General features: G+C 47.0%; 15 protein-coding genes. 7 read left to right on the top strand and 8 right to left on the bottom strand.

Annotated elements, in window-relative coordinates; translation table 11 throughout:
- Positions 1 to 177: 177 nt before the first annotated feature.
- From ABWW54_RS09740 to ABWW54_RS09705, 8 genes are all read right to left on the bottom strand, one after another.
- Positions 178 to 1,617 carry a hypothetical protein gene (locus tag ABWW54_RS09740; protein ID WP_353412046.1) on the bottom strand — a complete coding sequence of 480 codons (1,440 nt, stop codon included), beginning with the start codon at positions 1,615 to 1,617 and terminating at the stop codon, positions 178 to 180.
- 240 nt (positions 1,618 to 1,857) lie between these two features.
- Positions 1,858 to 3,501, bottom strand: a complete 1,644-nt coding sequence (locus tag ABWW54_RS09735) for a hypothetical protein (RefSeq protein ID WP_353412045.1) — start codon at positions 3,499 to 3,501, stop codon at positions 1,858 to 1,860.
- A 331-nt stretch (positions 3,502 to 3,832) separates the two neighbouring features.
- The gene (locus tag ABWW54_RS09730; protein ID WP_353412044.1) at positions 3,833 to 4,228 is read right to left on the bottom strand and encodes a hypothetical protein; all 396 of its coding nucleotides are present in this window, start codon (positions 4,226 to 4,228) and stop codon (positions 3,833 to 3,835) included.
- A complete protein-coding gene (locus tag ABWW54_RS09725; protein ID WP_353412043.1) occupies positions 4,221 to 4,670 on the bottom strand; it encodes an acyltransferase in 450 nt (149 codons plus the stop codon). The genes ABWW54_RS09730 and ABWW54_RS09725 overlap by 8 nt, the downstream gene beginning before the upstream one ends.
- Before the next feature lie 111 nt (positions 4,671 to 4,781).
- A complete protein-coding gene (locus ABWW54_RS09720) occupies positions 4,782 to 5,693 on the bottom strand; it encodes a glycosyltransferase family 2 protein (RefSeq protein ID WP_353412042.1) in 912 nt (303 codons plus the stop codon).
- Positions 5,694 to 5,719: 26 nt separating this feature from the next.
- Positions 5,720 to 6,532 (bottom strand): alpha/beta hydrolase, encoded by an 813-nt coding sequence (locus ABWW54_RS09715; RefSeq protein WP_353412041.1) that lies wholly within the window; start codon positions 6,530 to 6,532, stop codon positions 5,720 to 5,722.
- Between the two features lie 100 nt (positions 6,533 to 6,632).
- Positions 6,633 to 7,142 (bottom strand): VF530 family DNA-binding protein, encoded by a 510-nt coding sequence (locus ABWW54_RS09710; RefSeq protein ID WP_353412040.1) that lies wholly within the window; start codon positions 7,140 to 7,142, stop codon positions 6,633 to 6,635.
- A 49-nt stretch (positions 7,143 to 7,191) separates the two neighbouring features.
- Positions 7,192 to 8,430, bottom strand: coding sequence for a cation:proton antiporter (locus ABWW54_RS09705; RefSeq protein ID WP_353412039.1), 1,239 nt, complete (start codon positions 8,428 to 8,430; stop codon positions 7,192 to 7,194).
- Between the two features lie 354 nt (positions 8,431 to 8,784).
- Here ABWW54_RS09705 and ABWW54_RS09700 point away from each other — a divergent pair, with 354 nt between their 5' ends.
- The 7 genes from ABWW54_RS09700 to ABWW54_RS09670 all read left to right on the top strand — a co-directional run bounded on the left by ABWW54_RS09700 (position 8,785) and on the right by ABWW54_RS09670 (position 17,252).
- Positions 8,785 to 9,174: a MerR family transcriptional regulator gene (locus ABWW54_RS09700; protein WP_353412038.1), complete on the top strand. Its 390-nt coding sequence runs from the start codon at positions 8,785 to 8,787 to the stop codon at positions 9,172 to 9,174.
- A 28-nt stretch (positions 9,175 to 9,202) separates the two neighbouring features.
- Positions 9,203 to 10,372 carry an isovaleryl-CoA dehydrogenase gene (locus tag ABWW54_RS09695; RefSeq protein ID WP_353412037.1) on the top strand — a complete coding sequence of 390 codons (1,170 nt, stop codon included), beginning with the start codon at positions 9,203 to 9,205 and terminating at the stop codon, positions 10,370 to 10,372.
- A 67-nt stretch (positions 10,373 to 10,439) separates the two neighbouring features.
- Complete coding sequence (locus tag ABWW54_RS09690; RefSeq protein ID WP_353412036.1) at positions 10,440 to 12,050, top strand: carboxyl transferase domain-containing protein; 1,611 nt, start codon at positions 10,440 to 10,442, stop codon at positions 12,048 to 12,050.
- Positions 12,051 to 12,055: 5 nt separating this feature from the next.
- Positions 12,056 to 12,844: an enoyl-CoA hydratase/isomerase family protein gene (locus ABWW54_RS09685; RefSeq protein WP_353412035.1), complete on the top strand. Its 789-nt coding sequence runs from the start codon at positions 12,056 to 12,058 to the stop codon at positions 12,842 to 12,844.
- 91 nt (positions 12,845 to 12,935) lie between these two features.
- Positions 12,936 to 14,996 carry an acetyl-CoA carboxylase biotin carboxylase subunit gene (locus tag ABWW54_RS09680; RefSeq protein WP_353412034.1) on the top strand — a complete coding sequence of 687 codons (2,061 nt, stop codon included), beginning with the start codon at positions 12,936 to 12,938 and terminating at the stop codon, positions 14,994 to 14,996.
- Positions 14,997 to 15,007: 11 nt separating this feature from the next.
- A complete protein-coding gene (locus ABWW54_RS09675) occupies positions 15,008 to 15,904 on the top strand; it encodes a hydroxymethylglutaryl-CoA lyase (protein WP_353412033.1) in 897 nt (298 codons plus the stop codon).
- Between the two features lie 172 nt (positions 15,905 to 16,076).
- On the top strand, positions 16,077 to 17,252 hold the full coding sequence (locus tag ABWW54_RS09670) for a thiolase family protein (protein WP_353412032.1): 1,176 nt from the start codon (positions 16,077 to 16,079) through the stop codon (positions 17,250 to 17,252).
- Positions 17,253 to 17,477: the final 225 nt, after the last annotated feature.

The following is a 17,477-nucleotide window of genomic DNA, read 5'->3' as shown; positions in this document are numbered from 1 at the left end:
AGCTTATAGAAACATAGCTGCTGTTAACAGGCGTATGAGCGCCACCAGCCACACAACCGACAATCGCCTCAGCCTAAGATATTGAAATCCATCAGAGCTGGCTTTAAGGCTAACGTTAGTATCGGAGGCCACCCGTAGCAAATACTGGATAGCCTCCCTTTTGCTTACAACTTCGCGTTACTTTGGAACCAGCGGCTTATTATTCAAAGAAAATAAATGACTCACGTAGGTACCCCTCTCTTTATCATTGCCGTGATTATTGTGGCAGCCAAAACAGCCTTTCACGTCAGTCTGATGATAGGTTTCCATGGTTGTGTTGGCAAGCAACTTCGAGCCCACTTGCTCAGCCGTGTCGTTGCCATCAACGGGCACTGAGCCGTCTCGAGTCCAAACCGCACCACTTAAAAAATAGTGCTGGCGCACATCGTCCCCCACCAAAAAACCACGAATATCATTGTTTAGTGAAATAAGTTGGCTGTTATTGTTAGCCGACTCTTTAGTTGGCGCGTTACCCCAAGGCATGGCTCGATAAACATTATTATGAACTATGCCGTTACTCGTAGTAGCACATATCTCTCCTGAATCACACTTCGGCGTCTTTTTGGGCCCAACGACCATTTGCGACTCCAAGGCGCCCTCTCGCTCACCACCATTGGCCATAAAGTTCCATTGGCCCGCCGAATTGTAAGGAATTTCATGCACTATTGGGCCCGGAAACGAGATCGGCGATTCGACGTAATAGTTATTGTCCGGGGCATTTTTTGCATGTTCGATTGTCGCCCAGACCATTTCAGGGTGCCCGCTCACCGGGCCAACTACGTGCATGCCGACTAACGCCAGCGATTTCTGTATGATGGGTTTTTTACTATCAACCGTCCAGGTTTCGTCGCCGAGGTTTCCGACGTAATTTGGTACTGTTGCTTCGATCGTAATGTAATCATTTCGATCCTGTTCTGCGATAGAAAGAATGTCTACCCAAGCGGTCTTAAACTCCATCGTCAGTGCGTCAGCATCAGTCAAAGAAACGCCATTATCAGCGGCATACTGTGTGATCGATTGTAACTCTCCCATCGTCGTAGGGAACGGGACAGTATCGGGTGTAATAACGCCATTTGTGACCGCCGTATTAAACCACGCGTAAACGTCATTAACGTTAATACCAAAATACACCAAAGAGCCATTTAGCGTGAGTAGGGTATCCCCTCCACCCGCTTGACCAGCGGCCTGAATCCGCTGAGGCTTAGCTCCTCGCAAATTAAACTTGTTAGAGTCTTCCGAACTGGATACGTAAGTGCCATTGCCCTCAGCATCAAATATCACATCATAAAACAAGGCGGATTCGAGAACGATGCTCTGTCCGGCTGGCGACGTCACCCACAAAAACATTTGATGCGACCATTTATAAAAGTCGCAAACCGTATTTTCTTCTGGGAAGTCAACACTATTAGCAAACGTGACGGGCCCGTTCTTCGACGCCTTTCCACTAACGAACCAGCTATCGAAGTTACTGTCAGAGAGGTTGCAGGTGGCAACGGGACTATAGGCCAGTGAGTTACCAATACCGACGATAGTAAGAACTGAGATACAAACAAACGCACGAGAAAATTTCCTTAACATTGTGCTTCTCCACTAATTTCGATCTGATCAAGTTACCTCTAGAAGATATAGGCACAGCCATCCCTAAATCGAGTCATGGCAAGATATCACGGGACTCAGATCGAATTCCCCCCCAGATACCCTACTCCACAGAATACGAAGGGGCTCAGAGAAAGAGAATTACACGCCATTACGCAGTCGTGGTGTTCAACTAGTGCTCATGCCTTAAGCCTCAGTATTACGACATGAAACAAACCTTGTCTACAAACAGACTGTGGCCAGTTTCTGATTCTTAGCTTTGAGTGGAAAACAAAATTCTTCCTCAGAACGATCAACATCAACCGCAAAGAGTTTGAATCGTGCTCTGTCACCCTTCACGTAACCCGCTGTGAAGAAAATACGTTTTTCGTCATGACTTAACCGATAGTTAAAAACAGTGGGAGCACCGGTTAAACCCCAACTCAAAGGAAAAGCAGCTCCGCCATTAGTCGACAATGATTTAAGCACGGTGTTTTGATTGGGGGTATCAAGAACATCGAGAAAGAAAACTCTTTTCGATGAGTTACTAGTCAGCACATTGTAGATACGATGGTCAGTTTCTGTCTCAGGAAACTGCCGATTTGCGATCAGTCTTGAGCTTCGCTGAACAAGATCGATGACTGTGAGATGTTGATCAATAGATCCAACACTACGATTTTTAGTCAAGAACGTCATTACCGACTCATTAGCGTTTAGGAAAACATAAGGACTTTCCCACTGATTTGACTTGAGCCTAGCCAGAATAATTACTGGCTGGTTGATCGCTTCAACACTCTTAAACTTCACTTCTCGAATACCACTGGAGACATCGAAAGTAGAAAAAACAACCCCCTTTTCGCTCCTTAAAATATGAACATGTTCTATTGTGAGGCTACCGACATTTACAACTTCATTCACAACAGAGGATGATTGATTCAATGAAACCGACATGATCTTTTTCAAATCATAAGATGACTCCCCTACAGAGAAATAAGCATTTGAACCGTCAGCGGATAACGATAATAAGCTTAAACTTTCAGAGCGACTCTTAGCTAGGTAATGAGATCTAGCGTCACCACCAATTGAAACGCTGCCAATAAAGCTGGGCCCTCCAATAAAGCTGGGCCCGTCAAACTCATCTATTTGATACGCAATGCTATTCCCATCTGCTGACAATAGAAAATTACTTATCCGTTGACCTACCTCTAGCTGAGGCAGCAAATCCAAAATGGTTTGGCCACCACCTATATCCGCGCGATATAATCCATGAATTGGTTCACCCTCTTCGGTTTTCCGGTAGAATCCATAAAATACGTATTCATTATCGGGGGAGAACCTAAAGGAAGAAAAACCAATACCACCTTCGGGCTGCCCAACCGTGATCTTAGTATTGTCCCCCCCTAAAATCGATACTGCCCATAAATCTTGGTCATTCATAAAAACGACCGTATTACTGTCTGAACTTATTTTGAAATCTTTTCTAGAGGGAATTAAATTATCATTAAGACGAATTGGCACACCGCCTTCAATCGGCACTGAATAGAGGCTTTCATATGTGGCAAAAACGACACGTTTGCCATTTGGGCTAATTTCAAAAAACCGAGCGCTTGAAGTTTCTTGCGATGTTAATTCCACGACGGGGCCAGACCCAGTTGTGGGCGCGCTAAAGATTCGATGAGCAAAATCGTCGTCTTCACCTGACAAGTAAACTACGTGTGTACCGTTATGCGATTCCAAAAATTTAGGGATACCGATAGTAAAGTAGTCCAAACCTACATCTAGATAGCCATCACTGAGCTGAACAGGTTGCGATAAAACTTGCTGAGACGTAGCCGATAAAGACAGGAAAACAACGAGTATTTTTATAAATAGAAAAGAGTTCTTCATAACAATGATAAACGTAGGCTAAAACACAAACCGTTTACTGATGATTCAAATTTTATGTTAGCTGACTTGCTAAACACATCAGCGCATATTGGTTAATACAATCTAAAATACGCGACGCATTCTATCTGAAAGAAAAGACGTTAAAGTGACATTTTTGTCTTCTTTTACTTCAACCCAGTCTTACTTGCCCTAATAAGCAAATGTTTGAATGTTCAAATTAGACTGGGAACACCGACTGATCATGCACTCGATATAGAGTCCGCAACCGGTAACCCAAGCGCCCCCCTTGTTTTTGCGCATTTGAGGCCAGCATAAATAACTATGACAATCACTATTCCTCATCAACTTTCCGTTTACGCCGCACCGATTCGTCATAGATGTTCAATAAACCATTCAGGTAAGCAATAATTAAGAAGCCTACAAAAAAGCCCCACATGATCACTCCTTCCCAGCGCCTTAAAAAATCGATCCAGAGCGTAAACATTAGCGCAAGTTTGATAATAGTAAATAAAACTGAGTAAACGACCAATACTGAAAGCAACTTGGAATTAAGTTTGAAACCAGCTTTCGCTGATTGTTTGCTGCGCGAAAGGCTCGACTTATTTGATATGCAAGGTTGACTAAGCAGCCGATGTATTTCCTCGACTTTTTCGGGGTAACTGTCCTTATCAATATGCTTAAGTACATCCAATAAATCTTCCTTCGTGCAACTCGAATAATCAGTCATACATTACCTGTACCAACGTAACCAAAAGAAAGCTGCCTGCAATTAGCGTAAAATTTATGAGCGCACGAAGGCTCCACGGCAAGTGTTTATAAGATATTCGCAGCCCGTTCGTAAACAGTACCATCAAGCTCATTGTAAGGAACCAAGCCGTAAAGAAATAAGATACACGCAGCTTAACCAGGCTAATAGCGACATCATGAACAGCGCCACTGATGCCGAAAGTTAATACTAACGCGAGCCAGGCAGGCAAACTATTAGTCAACGGTCTCATCACCAATTTAGACAAGTAGTATCCCCATATGGGGTTCCAATACTCCCAGAACTGATAAAATGAGCCGGCACCAAATGACCTCGTAAGCATGTTTTTCATTGACCTAGAATCCCCTAAGCCCACGCCATTTCGCCGTCGTACGTACTCAGATAATGAAACCTTTTTACTCATGTCTCTCTTAACATCATTCCTTATCCGTCTCTGCCTGATCGGAAGTAACGTCCTCTTCGGACCGGTCGCCTTGCGCAAGTGTCAGGCACACCACCGCCTAATACGTTCATGCTAACAATAGCGCCAATTCAAAAATAGATTGTCCACTATTTGTTTCTTATACTGCCACAGAAACATCACTCTTTGTGTCGTTGTTGGTAGCTTCAAAAATGCGTTTCGCACCCAAATTGTGTAGATCCGCTTTCTCAATTTTTGATCATGAATATCAGAGCTTGCTCTGAGTTGTCTAAATTGAGCTGGGAGGTATATCTCACCCCCATTATCGACCAATTTTCTGGAAACGCTGTTTTCGGTCAAATGTATAGTGACTTGTATTCCTCCCAACAAACAGGCCGTCCTCTCTCCGTCAGGTAACCCTTTCACAACCCGATACCAAAATTCCAGCCCCTCAAAACAATGTAGATTCTCCTGATAAAGGACTCCCTTCACAGCCTCACGCTTGCAAACAACACTGCTGCCATTCATACCAAAATGGTCGTGCCCAAACGCCGCCACCGGATGATCAATAAAATACACTTGCTCATCTATTCGTTTGGATACATCACTAAGCTCATCAATCACTGGCAATACTCGCCCGCCGACATCTCGTTCAAACTGCAGAAATAGCAAACTGGGATTATGAGCCTTGAAAATACGCTCAGCATTTTCAAAAACACCGTCATGATACTCGTCGTCTGCGTCCAATAAGAAAACGTAATCTCCCGTCACCTCTTTAAGTGCGCTATTTCGGGCCACACTTGGGCCTCCATTTCGAGAGTGATGAATGAGCTTAATATTGATGCCTTCGCATGCGGCTGTATTGTCACGTAGAAAATCATCAAGCACCTCCAAGCTGTTATCGGTGCTCACGTCGTCAACAATGAGGATTTCGTACGGCGTTTTAGACTGAGTAATGACCGATCGAAGGGTTCGAGAAATGTACGGCGCCTTATTGTAAAGGGTGATGATGACGGAAAATCGCACGTATTTAGCTCCTTACCTATAGTGTGTTAGATCTTGTCGGTAACTGGCATCGTCTGTGGCATCGCCCTTGACTGCGATTTCGAAGCGGGCAAATCACCCCCTAAACGATTCACACGACTCACCCAGTTATAAGTAGCCGCGAACACTTCGTCGCTTTTACCTAGCTCATTAAATCCGTGACCAGCGCCATCAATGGTTATTGTTTCAAAACTTGGTTCAAGAGTTGAGTCTATGTACTCAAAGTTATTCACCCAAGACTCGTTGATCGTTGTGTTCCCCGCAAAAATCAACATGATCGGTCTCTTTACCTTTTTAACGACGCTCTTCCCTTGCTGCGCTCTTTCCTTGATCAGCTTGGGTGACAACATGTACTGAATTTTGAGCTTTGCAACGTAATAACCCAGCCGCTCGTCGTACTCAAAAGGGCCGGTTTCCGTACTGCCATTTTGCAAACCGGTATCCCACAAAATAAAACTGCGTATAAGGGATTGCTTGGCATTCATGGCAATGCACCCTCCAATGCTGTGGCCAACCACATGAACGGATTGATATCTGTCTGCGAAAAATTGAACGACTGAACTCAAGTCTTGACTGAAATCAGATAACGACGAGTCAACCAATCTTCGTCCATCGCGTTCGTTGGAAAATAGATCAAAGCGGCAGGTATCGATTCCTCTTTCAGGGAAAAAACGCGCTGCATTGTAATAGAGGTGGTTCTCTTTCTCGCCAGTTAACCCATGAACGAAAATCACAAGGCAATTAGCAGGACGATTCTGATTCAGAACACCGTAAATTCGGTGCCCGTCAAAAGAGGGGATGGAAAAAAATTCCTCGCGCATACTACTTTCACTCTCGTCCGGCTGTCTATTCCTTCAGTGATTATGCACGGCTCAGTTAGCCATCAAACATACCGGTAATAGGGTGTAATATCAGACTTATCTACTTTCGCCACTTTGCCCAAGGGTCTGGTGTACCATCGGCCTTGACTGGCGAATGACTATTTGAAGATCGAGTGTTTTCTGTCTCCTCAGAAGAAGATCCTTGGTCGACATTACGCTGTGGACGACGCCGACTACTTCCCGCTGAGCCCGTGTTAGATCGAGCCGACGGCGTTGCAAAAAACTCCGGCTCCCCAAGCTCAATAGTCGCCGCAGAATCCGATGCCCTGGGTTCTTCAATTATTCGATTTCTAGGCGGCAAATCAGTTTGCTCACCTTGTGGCAAGGGGTATTGCAAAAACTTATACAGATACAAATCTTCCAATCGCTCGCGTGCCCACTCTGTCCTTTTTAGAAACTTAACGCTGGATTTAAAACTGGGGTAGTTTTTAAAACATGATATTGGCAACTGTTCGGCTAGAATATCCCAACCATACTCGCGGACTAGATCCCCGAGCAGCGCATCCAATCCAATGCCATTGAGTGGGTGGTTTTTGAGTTTTTCATTCATTTTAATGCATCTATTTGTAGAGTCGAATACGAAGGTCAGAGCCAGTGGGTTATGACGTAAGTTTTTTAATAAAGGGGCCAAGGGTCAACCCTTGCACCACGATCGAGAACACCACAATAACGTAGGTTAAAAATAGGACTAAATCTCGGAATTCTCCCACTGGCAAACTCAAGGCTAGGGCCACGGATATGCCGCCGCGCAAGCCACCCCAAACTAGAATTTTGACAATATGAGGGCTCAAGCTAGTTTTTAATCGAATCAATTGAATGGGAAGTCCCACGCACAAAAAGCGCGATATCAGGACGACGGCAATGAGCAGTAAACCCGCGACTAACCATTGTACATCAAACGGAATAATCAACATTTCCAAACCAATCAGAGCAAACAAAATGACGTTTAGAATTTCATCTATCAACTCCCAAAACTGATCGACACTTTCTCTCGTTTGCTCTGACATGGCGTGTTGGCGCAACACATTACCGGTGATTAAACCCGCCACAACTACGGCGATAGGGCCCGAAGTATGCAAGGCCATTGCCAAGCCATATCCCCCCATAACCAAGGCAAGTGTGATCAAAACTTCGACCTTGAAGTTATCGATAGTATTAATTAAATAGTAGCCAATTGCGCCCAAAACCAAACCAAAGAGTATTCCTCCTACGGCCTCTTCCAAGAACACTAAGCCTATATGAGCAACCGTTAACTCAGCCTCACTTTGCAGCAATAACAATAAAACCGTAAAAATCACCACTCCAACACCGTCGTTAAACAAGGACTCACCCGCTATGGTGGTTTCTAAATCCTTACTCACCCCCAACCGTTTAACTGTAGCCATTACCGCAATAGGATCGGTAGGAGAAATCAATGCACCGAACAACAGACAATAAAGATAAGGAAGATGACAATTGAACAATGCGAGCAAGTAATAAGCCGCGGTTCCAACAACAAAAGTCGAGAGACAAACACCCACGGTAGCCAAACTCAAAATAACCCACTTTTGCTCGCGCAAATCGTTCAGATTTACATGCAGTGCGCCAGCAAACAGTAAAAAGCTAAGCATGCCGTGCATCAACGTCTGATTAAAATCGACACCTGACAAAAGTGCCGTCGCATGAACATGCACATCGGTAAAGCCCAGCAATCCGATTAACACCAGCAACAACGAAGACAGCATGGCAATGATCATGACACCAATGGTAGTCGGCAAACCGATAAATCGATGATTAATGTATGCAAACAGTGCGGAAATCGTGATGAGTATCGCGGCTAGATCAATAATGCTGGTCATGGTTTTCTCGCTTAAAGGGAAAGTAGCAAATACTAAGACTGAAAAGAGATTAATCTGTTAAGGACTCTGACAATGGTGCAACAAAAGAGCCGTAGATAGAACGCGTTAATATACATCAACGCTCAGTCAGACTTGATGTTAAGTCACCCATAAATTTACAACAAGCTAAGTTTGGAGGGTATACGGCCAACAGTTGACGTTTACGTAAACGTACATATAATGTTACACTTTAGTTGGCAGGCGTATATGACACAGAAGCGAATCATATTAATAGGCTCAAGCTCTCCCTAATTGTGTCCATGGCAATACGCCAAACATCAACACGGTGTTTCAAAAAAACGATTTTCACACTCTATGACCAAACGATTCACAATCAGACAACTGGCCGACGAATTTGACGTGACTACGCGTACTCTAAGATTCTACGAAGAGCGTGGCCTACTTAATCCGACTCGAGTTAACACAACACGTAGCTACAGCAGTGCCGATCGAACTCGATTAAGGCTAATCCTGCGAGGCAGGCGTCTGGGGCTTTCGTTAGAAGAAAGTAGCGCCATTGTATTGATGTATGACCCAACCTCAGCCAACACCGATCAACTCAATACCTTGATTGCGAAAATACGAGAAAAACGCGCTCAATTACTGCAACAACAGAACGACTTAGAGTTGATGCTGTTGGATCTAAATGACGCCGAAGAACGTTGCCTTGACGCACTCAGCGCCGAACCTGCGCACCAAGCGTAAAACGATTAACCCCTAAGAAATTCTAATTATGAACACTCCATACGCGTCACTTAATTTTAATCTAGGCGAAGAAATTGACATGCTTCGCGACATGACTCAACAGTTTGCCAGTGCCGAAATTGCACCGCGAGCAGAAGCGATAGATCAAGAAAACAATTTCCCGAAGGACCTTTGGCGTAAATTTGGTGAACTAGGTTTGTTAGGCATCACCGTCGAAGAAGAATACGGTGGTAGCAATATGGGCTACCTAGCTCATTGCGTTGCGATGGAGGAAATCAGCCGAGCATCCGCTTCAGTCGGACTTTCATACGGCGCCCACTCAAACCTATGCTTAAACCAAATCCGAAAAAACGGATCTCATGAACAAAAACTAAAATACCTTCCCAAACTTTGTTCGGGCGAACACGTCGGCGCACTGGCTATGTCAGAACCGGGTGCCGGATCCGACGTCGTTAGTATGAAATTAAAGGCAGAAAAACGGGGTGACCGATATATCTTAAACGGTAATAAGATGTGGATCACCAATGGCCCTGATGCTGACACCTACGTCATTTACGCCAAAACCGACATCAGCGCAGGCTCCAAAGGCATCACCGCGTTTCTGGTTGAACGAGGTTTTAAAGGGTTTTCACAAGCCCAAAAGCTCGACAAATTAGGAATGCGTGGCTCTAATACCTGTGAGTTGGTATTTCAAGACTGCGAAGTGCCTGAAGAAAATGTATTGGGTTTTGAAGGCGGTGGGGTCAGAGTTCTGATGTCCGGCCTAGATTACGAGCGAACCGTCTTGTCCGGTGGACCTGTTGGGATCATGCAAGCGTGCATGGATATTGTGGTTCCCTATATTCACGAGCGCAAACAATTCAACAAAGCGATTGGTGAATTTCAGCTTATGCAAGGCAAGATCGCAGATATGTATACGGCGCTGAGCGCCAGCAGAGCATTCCTATACTCCGTGGCCAGCGCCTGCGACCGTGGAGAAGACAGTCGCAAAGACGCCGCAGCCGTCATTCTGTACACCGCAGAACAGGCCACACAAATGGCGTTGCAAGCGATTCAAACACTAGGCGGTAACGGCTACATCAACGAATACCCAACTGGACGCCTATTGCGAGACGCCAAGTTGTATGAAATTGGGGCGGGGACCTCTGAAGTTCGTCGAATGCTGATCGGCCGAGAGCTTTTCAACGAAACTCGCTAATGGTGCCTGTTAAGACGGCGCACCCCGAAATGACGATGAAGTAAAAGACCAATACGAGACAAACCGTATGCCAATTTTAAAGAGTAATGTAAATCCAAGAGCGAGCGAATTCATCGAAAACGCAAAGCACATGCAAGCACAAGTGGATGATCTCTTCTCACTAGTAGAAACAATCAAGCTCGGCGGTGGCATTGAGCGGCAAGCTCGCCACCAAGCGAAAGGAAAACTGTTAGCACGGGATCGCATTGACGCGTTACTGGATAAGGGAACGCCTTTTCTTGAGCTAGCTCAGCTGGCGGCTCATGACGTTTATGAAGGTGAAAATGTCGCCGCCGCTGGCGTCGTCGCCGGCATCGGAGTCATTGAAGGTCAAGAATGCATGATTGTCGCCAATGACGCCACGGTCAAAGGCGGGAGTTACTACCCTCTTACTGTAAAAAAACACCTACGCGCACAAGCCATTGCTGAACAAAACAACCTGCCGTGTGTCTATCTAGTGGATTCTGGGGGAGCAAATCTTCCGCGCCAAGATGAGGTGTTCCCTGATCGTGAACATTTCGGTAGGATTTTTTACAACCAATCTCGAATGTCAGCTCGCAATATCCCTCAGATAGCGGCCGTCATGGGTTCGTGCACAGCGGGTGGCGCTTACGTTCCAGCCATGGCCGATGAATCAATCATTGTAAAAGATCACGCCACCATATTTTTGGCTGGCCCACCTTTGGTCAAAGCCGCCACGGGCGAGGTAGTCACATCGCAAGAGCTCGGCGGAGCAGAGGTACATTGTCGTGACTCTGGTGTGGCTGATCACTATGCTCAAAATGATCACCACGCATTAGAAATAGTGCGAAACTCGGTCAGCCGCTTAAACCGAGTAAAACCCAAACAACTGGATACCCGTGCTAGCAAAGACCCGCTCTACGATGCAAAAGAGATCTACGGCATTATGCCCAAAGACATGCGTCAACCCTTTGACATCAGAGAAATCATCGCACGAGTTGTTGACGGTTCAGAGTTTGACGAATTTAAAGCCCTATTTGGAACAACCCTTATCTGTGGATTCGCCCGACTCTATGGCCAACCCGTTGGGATTGTGGCAAACAACGGCATATTATTCAGCGAATCCGCTCAAAAAGGAGCGCACTTTATTGAGTTATGCGGTCAACGTAAAATCCCACTGATTTTCCTGCAAAACATCACCGGCTTTATGGTCGGAAAGCAATACGAAGCCGGCGGAATAGCGAAGCACGGCGCTAAAATGGTCAATGCCGTATCAAACGTGAATGTCCCCAAGTTTACGGTCTTGATTGGAAATTCATACGGCGCAGGAAACTACGGTATGTGTGGCCGAGCTTACGAACCAAATTTCTTGTTTATGTGGCCAACAGCGCGCATATCCGTCATGGGAGGAGAGCAAGCCGCCGGCGTGCTGGCCCAAGTCAAGCGGGCGCAGAAAGAACGAGCAGGGGAACAATGGAGCGACGAAGAAGAAGCGGAATTTAAACAGCCCACCCTAGACATTTATGAGAAACAAGGCCACCCATATTATGCTTCAGCTCGGCTTTGGGATGACGGTGTGATTGACCCTGCCGACACACGCAAAGTACTGGGGCTAGCCATTTCAGCCTCGTTGAACAAGACCATCGAAGAAACCACCTACGGCGTCTTCAGGATGTAATCAATATGAGCAAGTTCATTGACATCAGCCATGCAGACGGGGTAGCCACCGTCACTCTAAACCAACCTGAAAAACACAATGCGTTCGACGACGCCATCATTGACCAATTAACCACGGCTTTTAAAAAGATAGACGCCGATGATTCTGTGCGTGTGATGGTACTCTCAGCGAATGGCAAGAGTTTCTCAGCGGGCGCTGATTTAGCCTGGATGAAACGGATGGCTGGTTACACGCAAGAAGAAAATTTGAATGACGCCCGCGCATTAGCCATCATGCTGAATACATTAAACAGTCTTTGCAAACCCACCATCGCCAGAGTGCAAGGCGCGGCGTTTGGTGGTGCAGTGGGGCTGGTGAGTTGTTGCGATATGGCCGTTGCCAGTGAACGCGCCAGTTTCTGCCTCAGTGAGGTTAGAATTGGACTGATACCAGCCACCATTTCACCCTACGTGATTGAAGCCATCGGCTCACGCGCAGCTCGGCGTTACTTCATGACGGCCGAGCGATTTAATGCTCACACGGCACGCAAACTAGGGCTTGTCAGTGAGGTTACTGAGGAGACGAAATTAGACTCATGCATCAATGACCTCATCAAGAATTTACTTGCCAACGGTCCGCGGGCCATCTCGGAAGCCAAGCGATTGGTGGCGGATGTGGCAAACGCCCAGATCGACCAACGCCTGATCGACGAGACAAGTCAGCGAATTGCGTCAATTCGAACGTCAGAAGAAGGACAAGAAGGGCTGAATGCATTCTTAGAGAAGCGCGCAGCAAACTGGATCAAGCACAAATAATGTTGTTCCATGACGCTGCCCAGAAAGAGTTTGGCGATAACACAACGGCGTAGGCACTGAATACGCTGCGAAACACTATTTAGAAAATACTATGTTCACTAAAATTCTGATTGCAAACCGAGGCGAAATTGCCTGTCGCGTTATTAAAACCGCGAACCGTATGGGCATTCGCACCGTCGCTGTTTACTCTGATGCAGACAAAAACTCATTGCATGTAAAGCTCGCTGACGAGGCAATCCATATCGGCGCTGCGCCTTCATCGGAGTCATACCTCGTGGCAGACCGAATCATTCAGGCAGCCCTAAAAACCGGCGCACAAGCGATTCATCCCGGGTATGGATTTTTATCTGAAAATGCGGGTTTTGCTCGCGGCTGTGCAGAACACGGACTTGTTTTCATTGGCCCGCCAGCAACATCAATTGAATCAATGGGGTCAAAGTCTGCCGCGAAAACAATCATGGAACGAGCTGGCGTGCCTCTGGTTCCGGGATACCACGGTGACGATCAAAACCCAGCGCTGATCAAAAACGCGGCTGACACCATGGGCTACCCCGTATTGCTCAAAGCGGTCGCCGGCGGCGGGGGAAAAGGAATGAGACAAATCTGGAGCGCAGACGAATTCGATCAGGGACTCGCCGAAGCAAAACGTGAATCGATGGCCAGTTTCGGTAATGACGACATGCTGGTAGAGAAATACTTAACTCAACCTCGACATATCGAATTCCAAGTATTTTGCGACGGTCAAGGAAATGGCGTCTACCTGTTTGAACGTGATTGCTCAGTCCAACGCCGTCATCAAAAGGTAATCGAAGAAGCTCCTGCGCCGAACATGAGCGAAACGCTTAGATCAGAAATGGGCTTAGCGGCCGTCAAGGCAGCTCAAGCAATTGACTATCAAGGCGCTGGCACTGTCGAATTCCTACTCGATGTCGATGGCTCGTTCTATTTTATGGAAATGAACACTCGATTACAGGTCGAGCATCCGGTAACGGAAATGATCACGGGTGAAGACCTGGTTGAATGGCAGTTTCGCGTCGCCTTCGGCCAGCCCCTACCAAAACAACAAAACGAGCTCACCATTAACGGCCACTCATTTGAAACTCGCGTCTATGCGGAAGATCCAAATAACGACTTTTTGCCAACCACGGGCCAGCTCAAAACGCTTCGAACGCCCACACTAACCGAATACGTCAGAATCGACACAGGCGTTGAAGAAGGCGATGAGGTGAGTCCATTTTATGACCCCATGATCGCAAAACTGATTACGTGGGATAACACCAGAGAAGCCGCGTTAGCACGCACCGCCAAAGCGCTACGCGAATACCAAATTGACGGCGTCGTAACGAATTTAGAGTTTCTTTATGATCTGGCTACTTCCAACGCATTTCGTAGCGCAGACTTAGATACCGGCTTTATTGAAAAACACCACGATGAACTTTTTAGAAAGCAACACATTGATCAAGCGCGCGTTCTTTCTCAAGCAGCACTCTTTCTGACACTAAGACAAGCCGAATTAACGTCAGAGCAACACGCTAACAACTCCGCTTACGACTTATCTTTTGCTTCAGACCCATGGCGAAGCAACGACGGCTGGCGATTAAATCAGCGCAATGAATTGCGCTATAACATAAAACTAATGAGTCACACCTCCGACTCAACTAAAACACTGGATCATCACGCACTGACTCTGATCGTCAAAGACAACGACTATGTAATCCATGTCGATGGCGAAAATGGACCAATCAAAATCACCGCTCAGGCAGAACTGATGGATCAAGAACTCACCACGATCCTTGACGGTCATCGCTCACGCGTCACCGTCTCAGAAAATACCGAGACGTTTACCGTGTTCGGTGAACATGGCAGTCAACGATTTGCAATCGTCGCTCCCGACCTAGGCGACGAACAGACCGATCAGGCTCAGACAGGGTTCGCTGCCCCCATGAATGGAACTGTCATTGATGTTCTCGTCAAGACCCACGACAAAGTCAAAGAGGGGCAAGCACTGATCATAATGGAAGCAATGAAAATGCAACACACCATGACCGCGCCCAGCGATGGACACGTCAGTGAACTGTATTGCGAAACCGGCGACCTGGTCGATGGCGGCACATCTCTCCTTGAGTTTGAACCAAGCGTAGTCCAACGTTAAAAAAGAATACCATGACAAATAATAACGACATAACGGTGTATGAGGTTGGCCCAAGAGACGGCTTGCAGAATGAGAAGGGAGTCATAGAACTGCACGACAAGGTTGAATTCGTAAATCGACTCTCCAACACAGGGCTACGCAAAATCGAAGCTGGCAGCTTCGTTTCACCCAAATGGGTTCCGCAAATGGCAAGCAGTGCGAATGTGTTTCAACAAATCACCAGAGTTGAGTCCGTGTGTTACAGCGCACTCACCCCCAACCTCAAGGGATTAGAAGCCGCGCTCGAAGCCAATGTTGACGAAATAGCCGTCTTTGCCGCTGCCTCGGAAAGCTTTTCTCAAAAGAACATCAACTGCTCTATCGAGCAGAGCATCGAGCGCTTCATACCCGTCATTGAGCGTGCTCTGGAAAACAATATCAGCGTGAGAGGCTACGTCTCTTGTGTGGTTGGTTGCCCCTACGAAGGCAACATTTCTCCCAACGCGGTAGCACTCGTTTCACAGAAATTGTCTGACTTGGGGTGCTACGAAGTTTCGCTGGGGGACACCATCGGTGTTGGCACACCTAACGCCATCATAAACATGTTGAACGTTGTTAAAGACGCGACGCCCGTCGAACAGTTAGCCATTCACTGCCATGACACCTACGGGCAGGCATTAGCAAATATTTACGCCGCAATAGAAGCCGGCGTCACTACGGTTGACAGCTCAGTAGCCGGCCTTGGTGGTTGCCCATACGCGTCCGGAGCCAGCGGCAACGTTGCGAGTGAAGACGTCGTCTATATGCTCGAAGGACTTGGATTGAATTGTGGCGTCGACTTAGGCAAGTTAATTGACGCAGGCAATTTTATTTCAACTCAACTTGGTCGCGCAAGCCAATCCAAAGTCGCTCAAGCGCTAGCTCAATGAGAGGCTCTCAATGAGATTGTCAACCTACGTCAGAGCCACACTTGAAAATTACAAATGCCCTCAAAATCCACCGACTGTCGAGGCACTGAAAAAGCTTCTTTAACCCTACCAGTCCAGCACAAATAGCCTTTCAATCCCAGATTGAGGGTGTGATGAACCGAAGAGAAAAATCATGAAAGAAATCTATATTACAGCCAGCACTCGAACCGCGTTAGCGGGCTTTCAAGGAGGCTTTAGCTCACTGTCGGCACCAGAATTAGGGGCCGCCGCAATTAAATCATCGATTGAAAAATCGGGCCTATCTACCGACCAAATAGACGAGGTTTACATGGGCAATGTGATCAGCGCGGGTCTGGGCCAAGCACCAGCACGCCAAGCGTCATTGTTGGCTGGCCTCGACACCTCAACGCCTTGTACCACGGTCAGCAAAGTGTGTGGCTCCGGCATGAAGGCCATCATGCTCGGTGCCGATGCCATTCTGTGTGGGCACGCCGACATTATTGTCGCTGGCGGCATGGAAAGCATGACTAACGCTCCTTACCTTTTGCCAAAAGCACGGGAAGGGTATCGAATTGGTCACCAGTCAGCCAAAGACTCCATGTTTGTCGACGGTCTGGAAGATGCCGACAGCGGCCGGTTGATGGGTGAGTACGGGCAACAAACAGCCGATCGATTCAATGTGACGCGAGAACAAATGGATGACTTTGCGCTTGAATCATTAAGCCGAGCGACGCTTGCCACCGAACAAGGCTTTTTCAAAACCGAAATCACACCGATTACCGTTAAATCTAGGCACGGCGAGACAATCGTAAGCAATGATGAACAAGTCGCCACCGCCAAACCGGAAAAAGTTCGATCTCTTAAACCAGCCTTTAAGAAGGATGGCACGGTAACCGCCGCCAACTCCAGTTCAATCTCCGATGGCGCGGCATCGTTAGTATTGATGAGCAAGGCTTCATTAAACGAAAGTGGAACCAACCCTGAAGCAAAAATTTGCGCCTACGCAAGCCACGCACAAGTTCCTGAAGAATTTACCTTGGCCCCAATTGGCGCTATTAAAAAGGTGCTCGCAAAAACCGGCTGGTCTAAAGATGAAGTTGATCTATTCGAGGTTAATGAAGCGTTTGCCGTGGTGGCCATAGCGGCAATTAATGAACTCGATCTAGATCACGGTAAAGTCAATATTCATGGTGGCGCTTGCGCAATTGGTCACCCTCTCGGAGCGTCAGGCGCCAGAATCGTTGTTACCTTAATCCACGCCCTCAAGCGACTGGGTAAAAAGCGTGGCATTGCCTCTCTGTGCATTGGAGGCGGTGAGGCCACGGCAATCGCCATTGAGTTAGTCTAACGAAAATACCCCGGCGAGAGAGTATTCAAGCCATCTAAACGGGCAAACCGGTTACCGCAAAGCCCACCGATTCAGTCGATGGGCGCGAAAGATAGGCGATAAGGTTGCCCCCGTATCGATGACTTAGGACTCCCAGCCTCTAACTCAGGCGACGTCGACCAAGCTCGTTTTTTGCTATGTAACGAGGTTAAAAGTGAATCATTCATGCTGGGAAATGTGGCCATT

Source organism: Arenicella sp. 4NH20-0111 (assembly GCF_040366405.1).
GTDB lineage: Bacteria > Pseudomonadota > Gammaproteobacteria > Arenicellales > Arenicellaceae > Arenicella.
Note: the sequence above shows the minus strand (reverse complement) of the source record. Positions and strands in the feature narration are given on the sequence as shown.

Bases quoted from the DNA above. Each gene is read 5' to 3' on its own strand.
- ABWW54_RS09740 (WP_353412046.1), bottom strand. From the start codon at position 1,617: ATGTTAAGGAAATTTTCTCGTGCGTTTGTTTGTATCTCAGTTCTTACT.
- ABWW54_RS09700 (WP_353412038.1), top strand. From the start codon at position 8,785: ATGACCAAACGATTCACAATCAGACAACTGGCCGACGAATTTGACGTG.
- ABWW54_RS09730 (WP_353412044.1), bottom strand. From the start codon at position 4,228: ATGACTGATTATTCGAGTTGCACGAAGGAAGATTTATTGGATGTACTT.
- ABWW54_RS09670 (WP_353412032.1), top strand. From the start codon at position 16,077: ATGAAAGAAATCTATATTACAGCCAGCACTCGAACCGCGTTAGCGGGC.
- ABWW54_RS09735 (WP_353412045.1), bottom strand. From the start codon at position 3,501: ATGAAGAACTCTTTTCTATTTATAAAAATACTCGTTGTTTTCCTGTCT.
- ABWW54_RS09715 (WP_353412041.1), bottom strand. From the start codon at position 6,532: ATGCGCGAGGAATTTTTTTCCATCCCCTCTTTTGACGGGCACCGAATT.
- ABWW54_RS09680 (WP_353412034.1), top strand. From the start codon at position 12,936: ATGTTCACTAAAATTCTGATTGCAAACCGAGGCGAAATTGCCTGTCGC.
- ABWW54_RS09695 (WP_353412037.1), top strand. From the start codon at position 9,203: ATGAACACTCCATACGCGTCACTTAATTTTAATCTAGGCGAAGAAATT.
- ABWW54_RS09685 (WP_353412035.1), top strand. From the start codon at position 12,056: ATGAGCAAGTTCATTGACATCAGCCATGCAGACGGGGTAGCCACCGTC.
- ABWW54_RS09675 (WP_353412033.1), top strand. From the start codon at position 15,008: ATGACAAATAATAACGACATAACGGTGTATGAGGTTGGCCCAAGAGAC.
- ABWW54_RS09710 (WP_353412040.1), bottom strand. From the start codon at position 7,142: ATGAATGAAAAACTCAAAAACCACCCACTCAATGGCATTGGATTGGAT.
- ABWW54_RS09690 (WP_353412036.1), top strand. From the start codon at position 10,440: ATGCCAATTTTAAAGAGTAATGTAAATCCAAGAGCGAGCGAATTCATC.
- ABWW54_RS09705 (WP_353412039.1), bottom strand. From the start codon at position 8,430: ATGACCAGCATTATTGATCTAGCCGCGATACTCATCACGATTTCCGCA.
- ABWW54_RS09725 (WP_353412043.1), bottom strand. From the start codon at position 4,670: ATGAGTAAAAAGGTTTCATTATCTGAGTACGTACGACGGCGAAATGGC.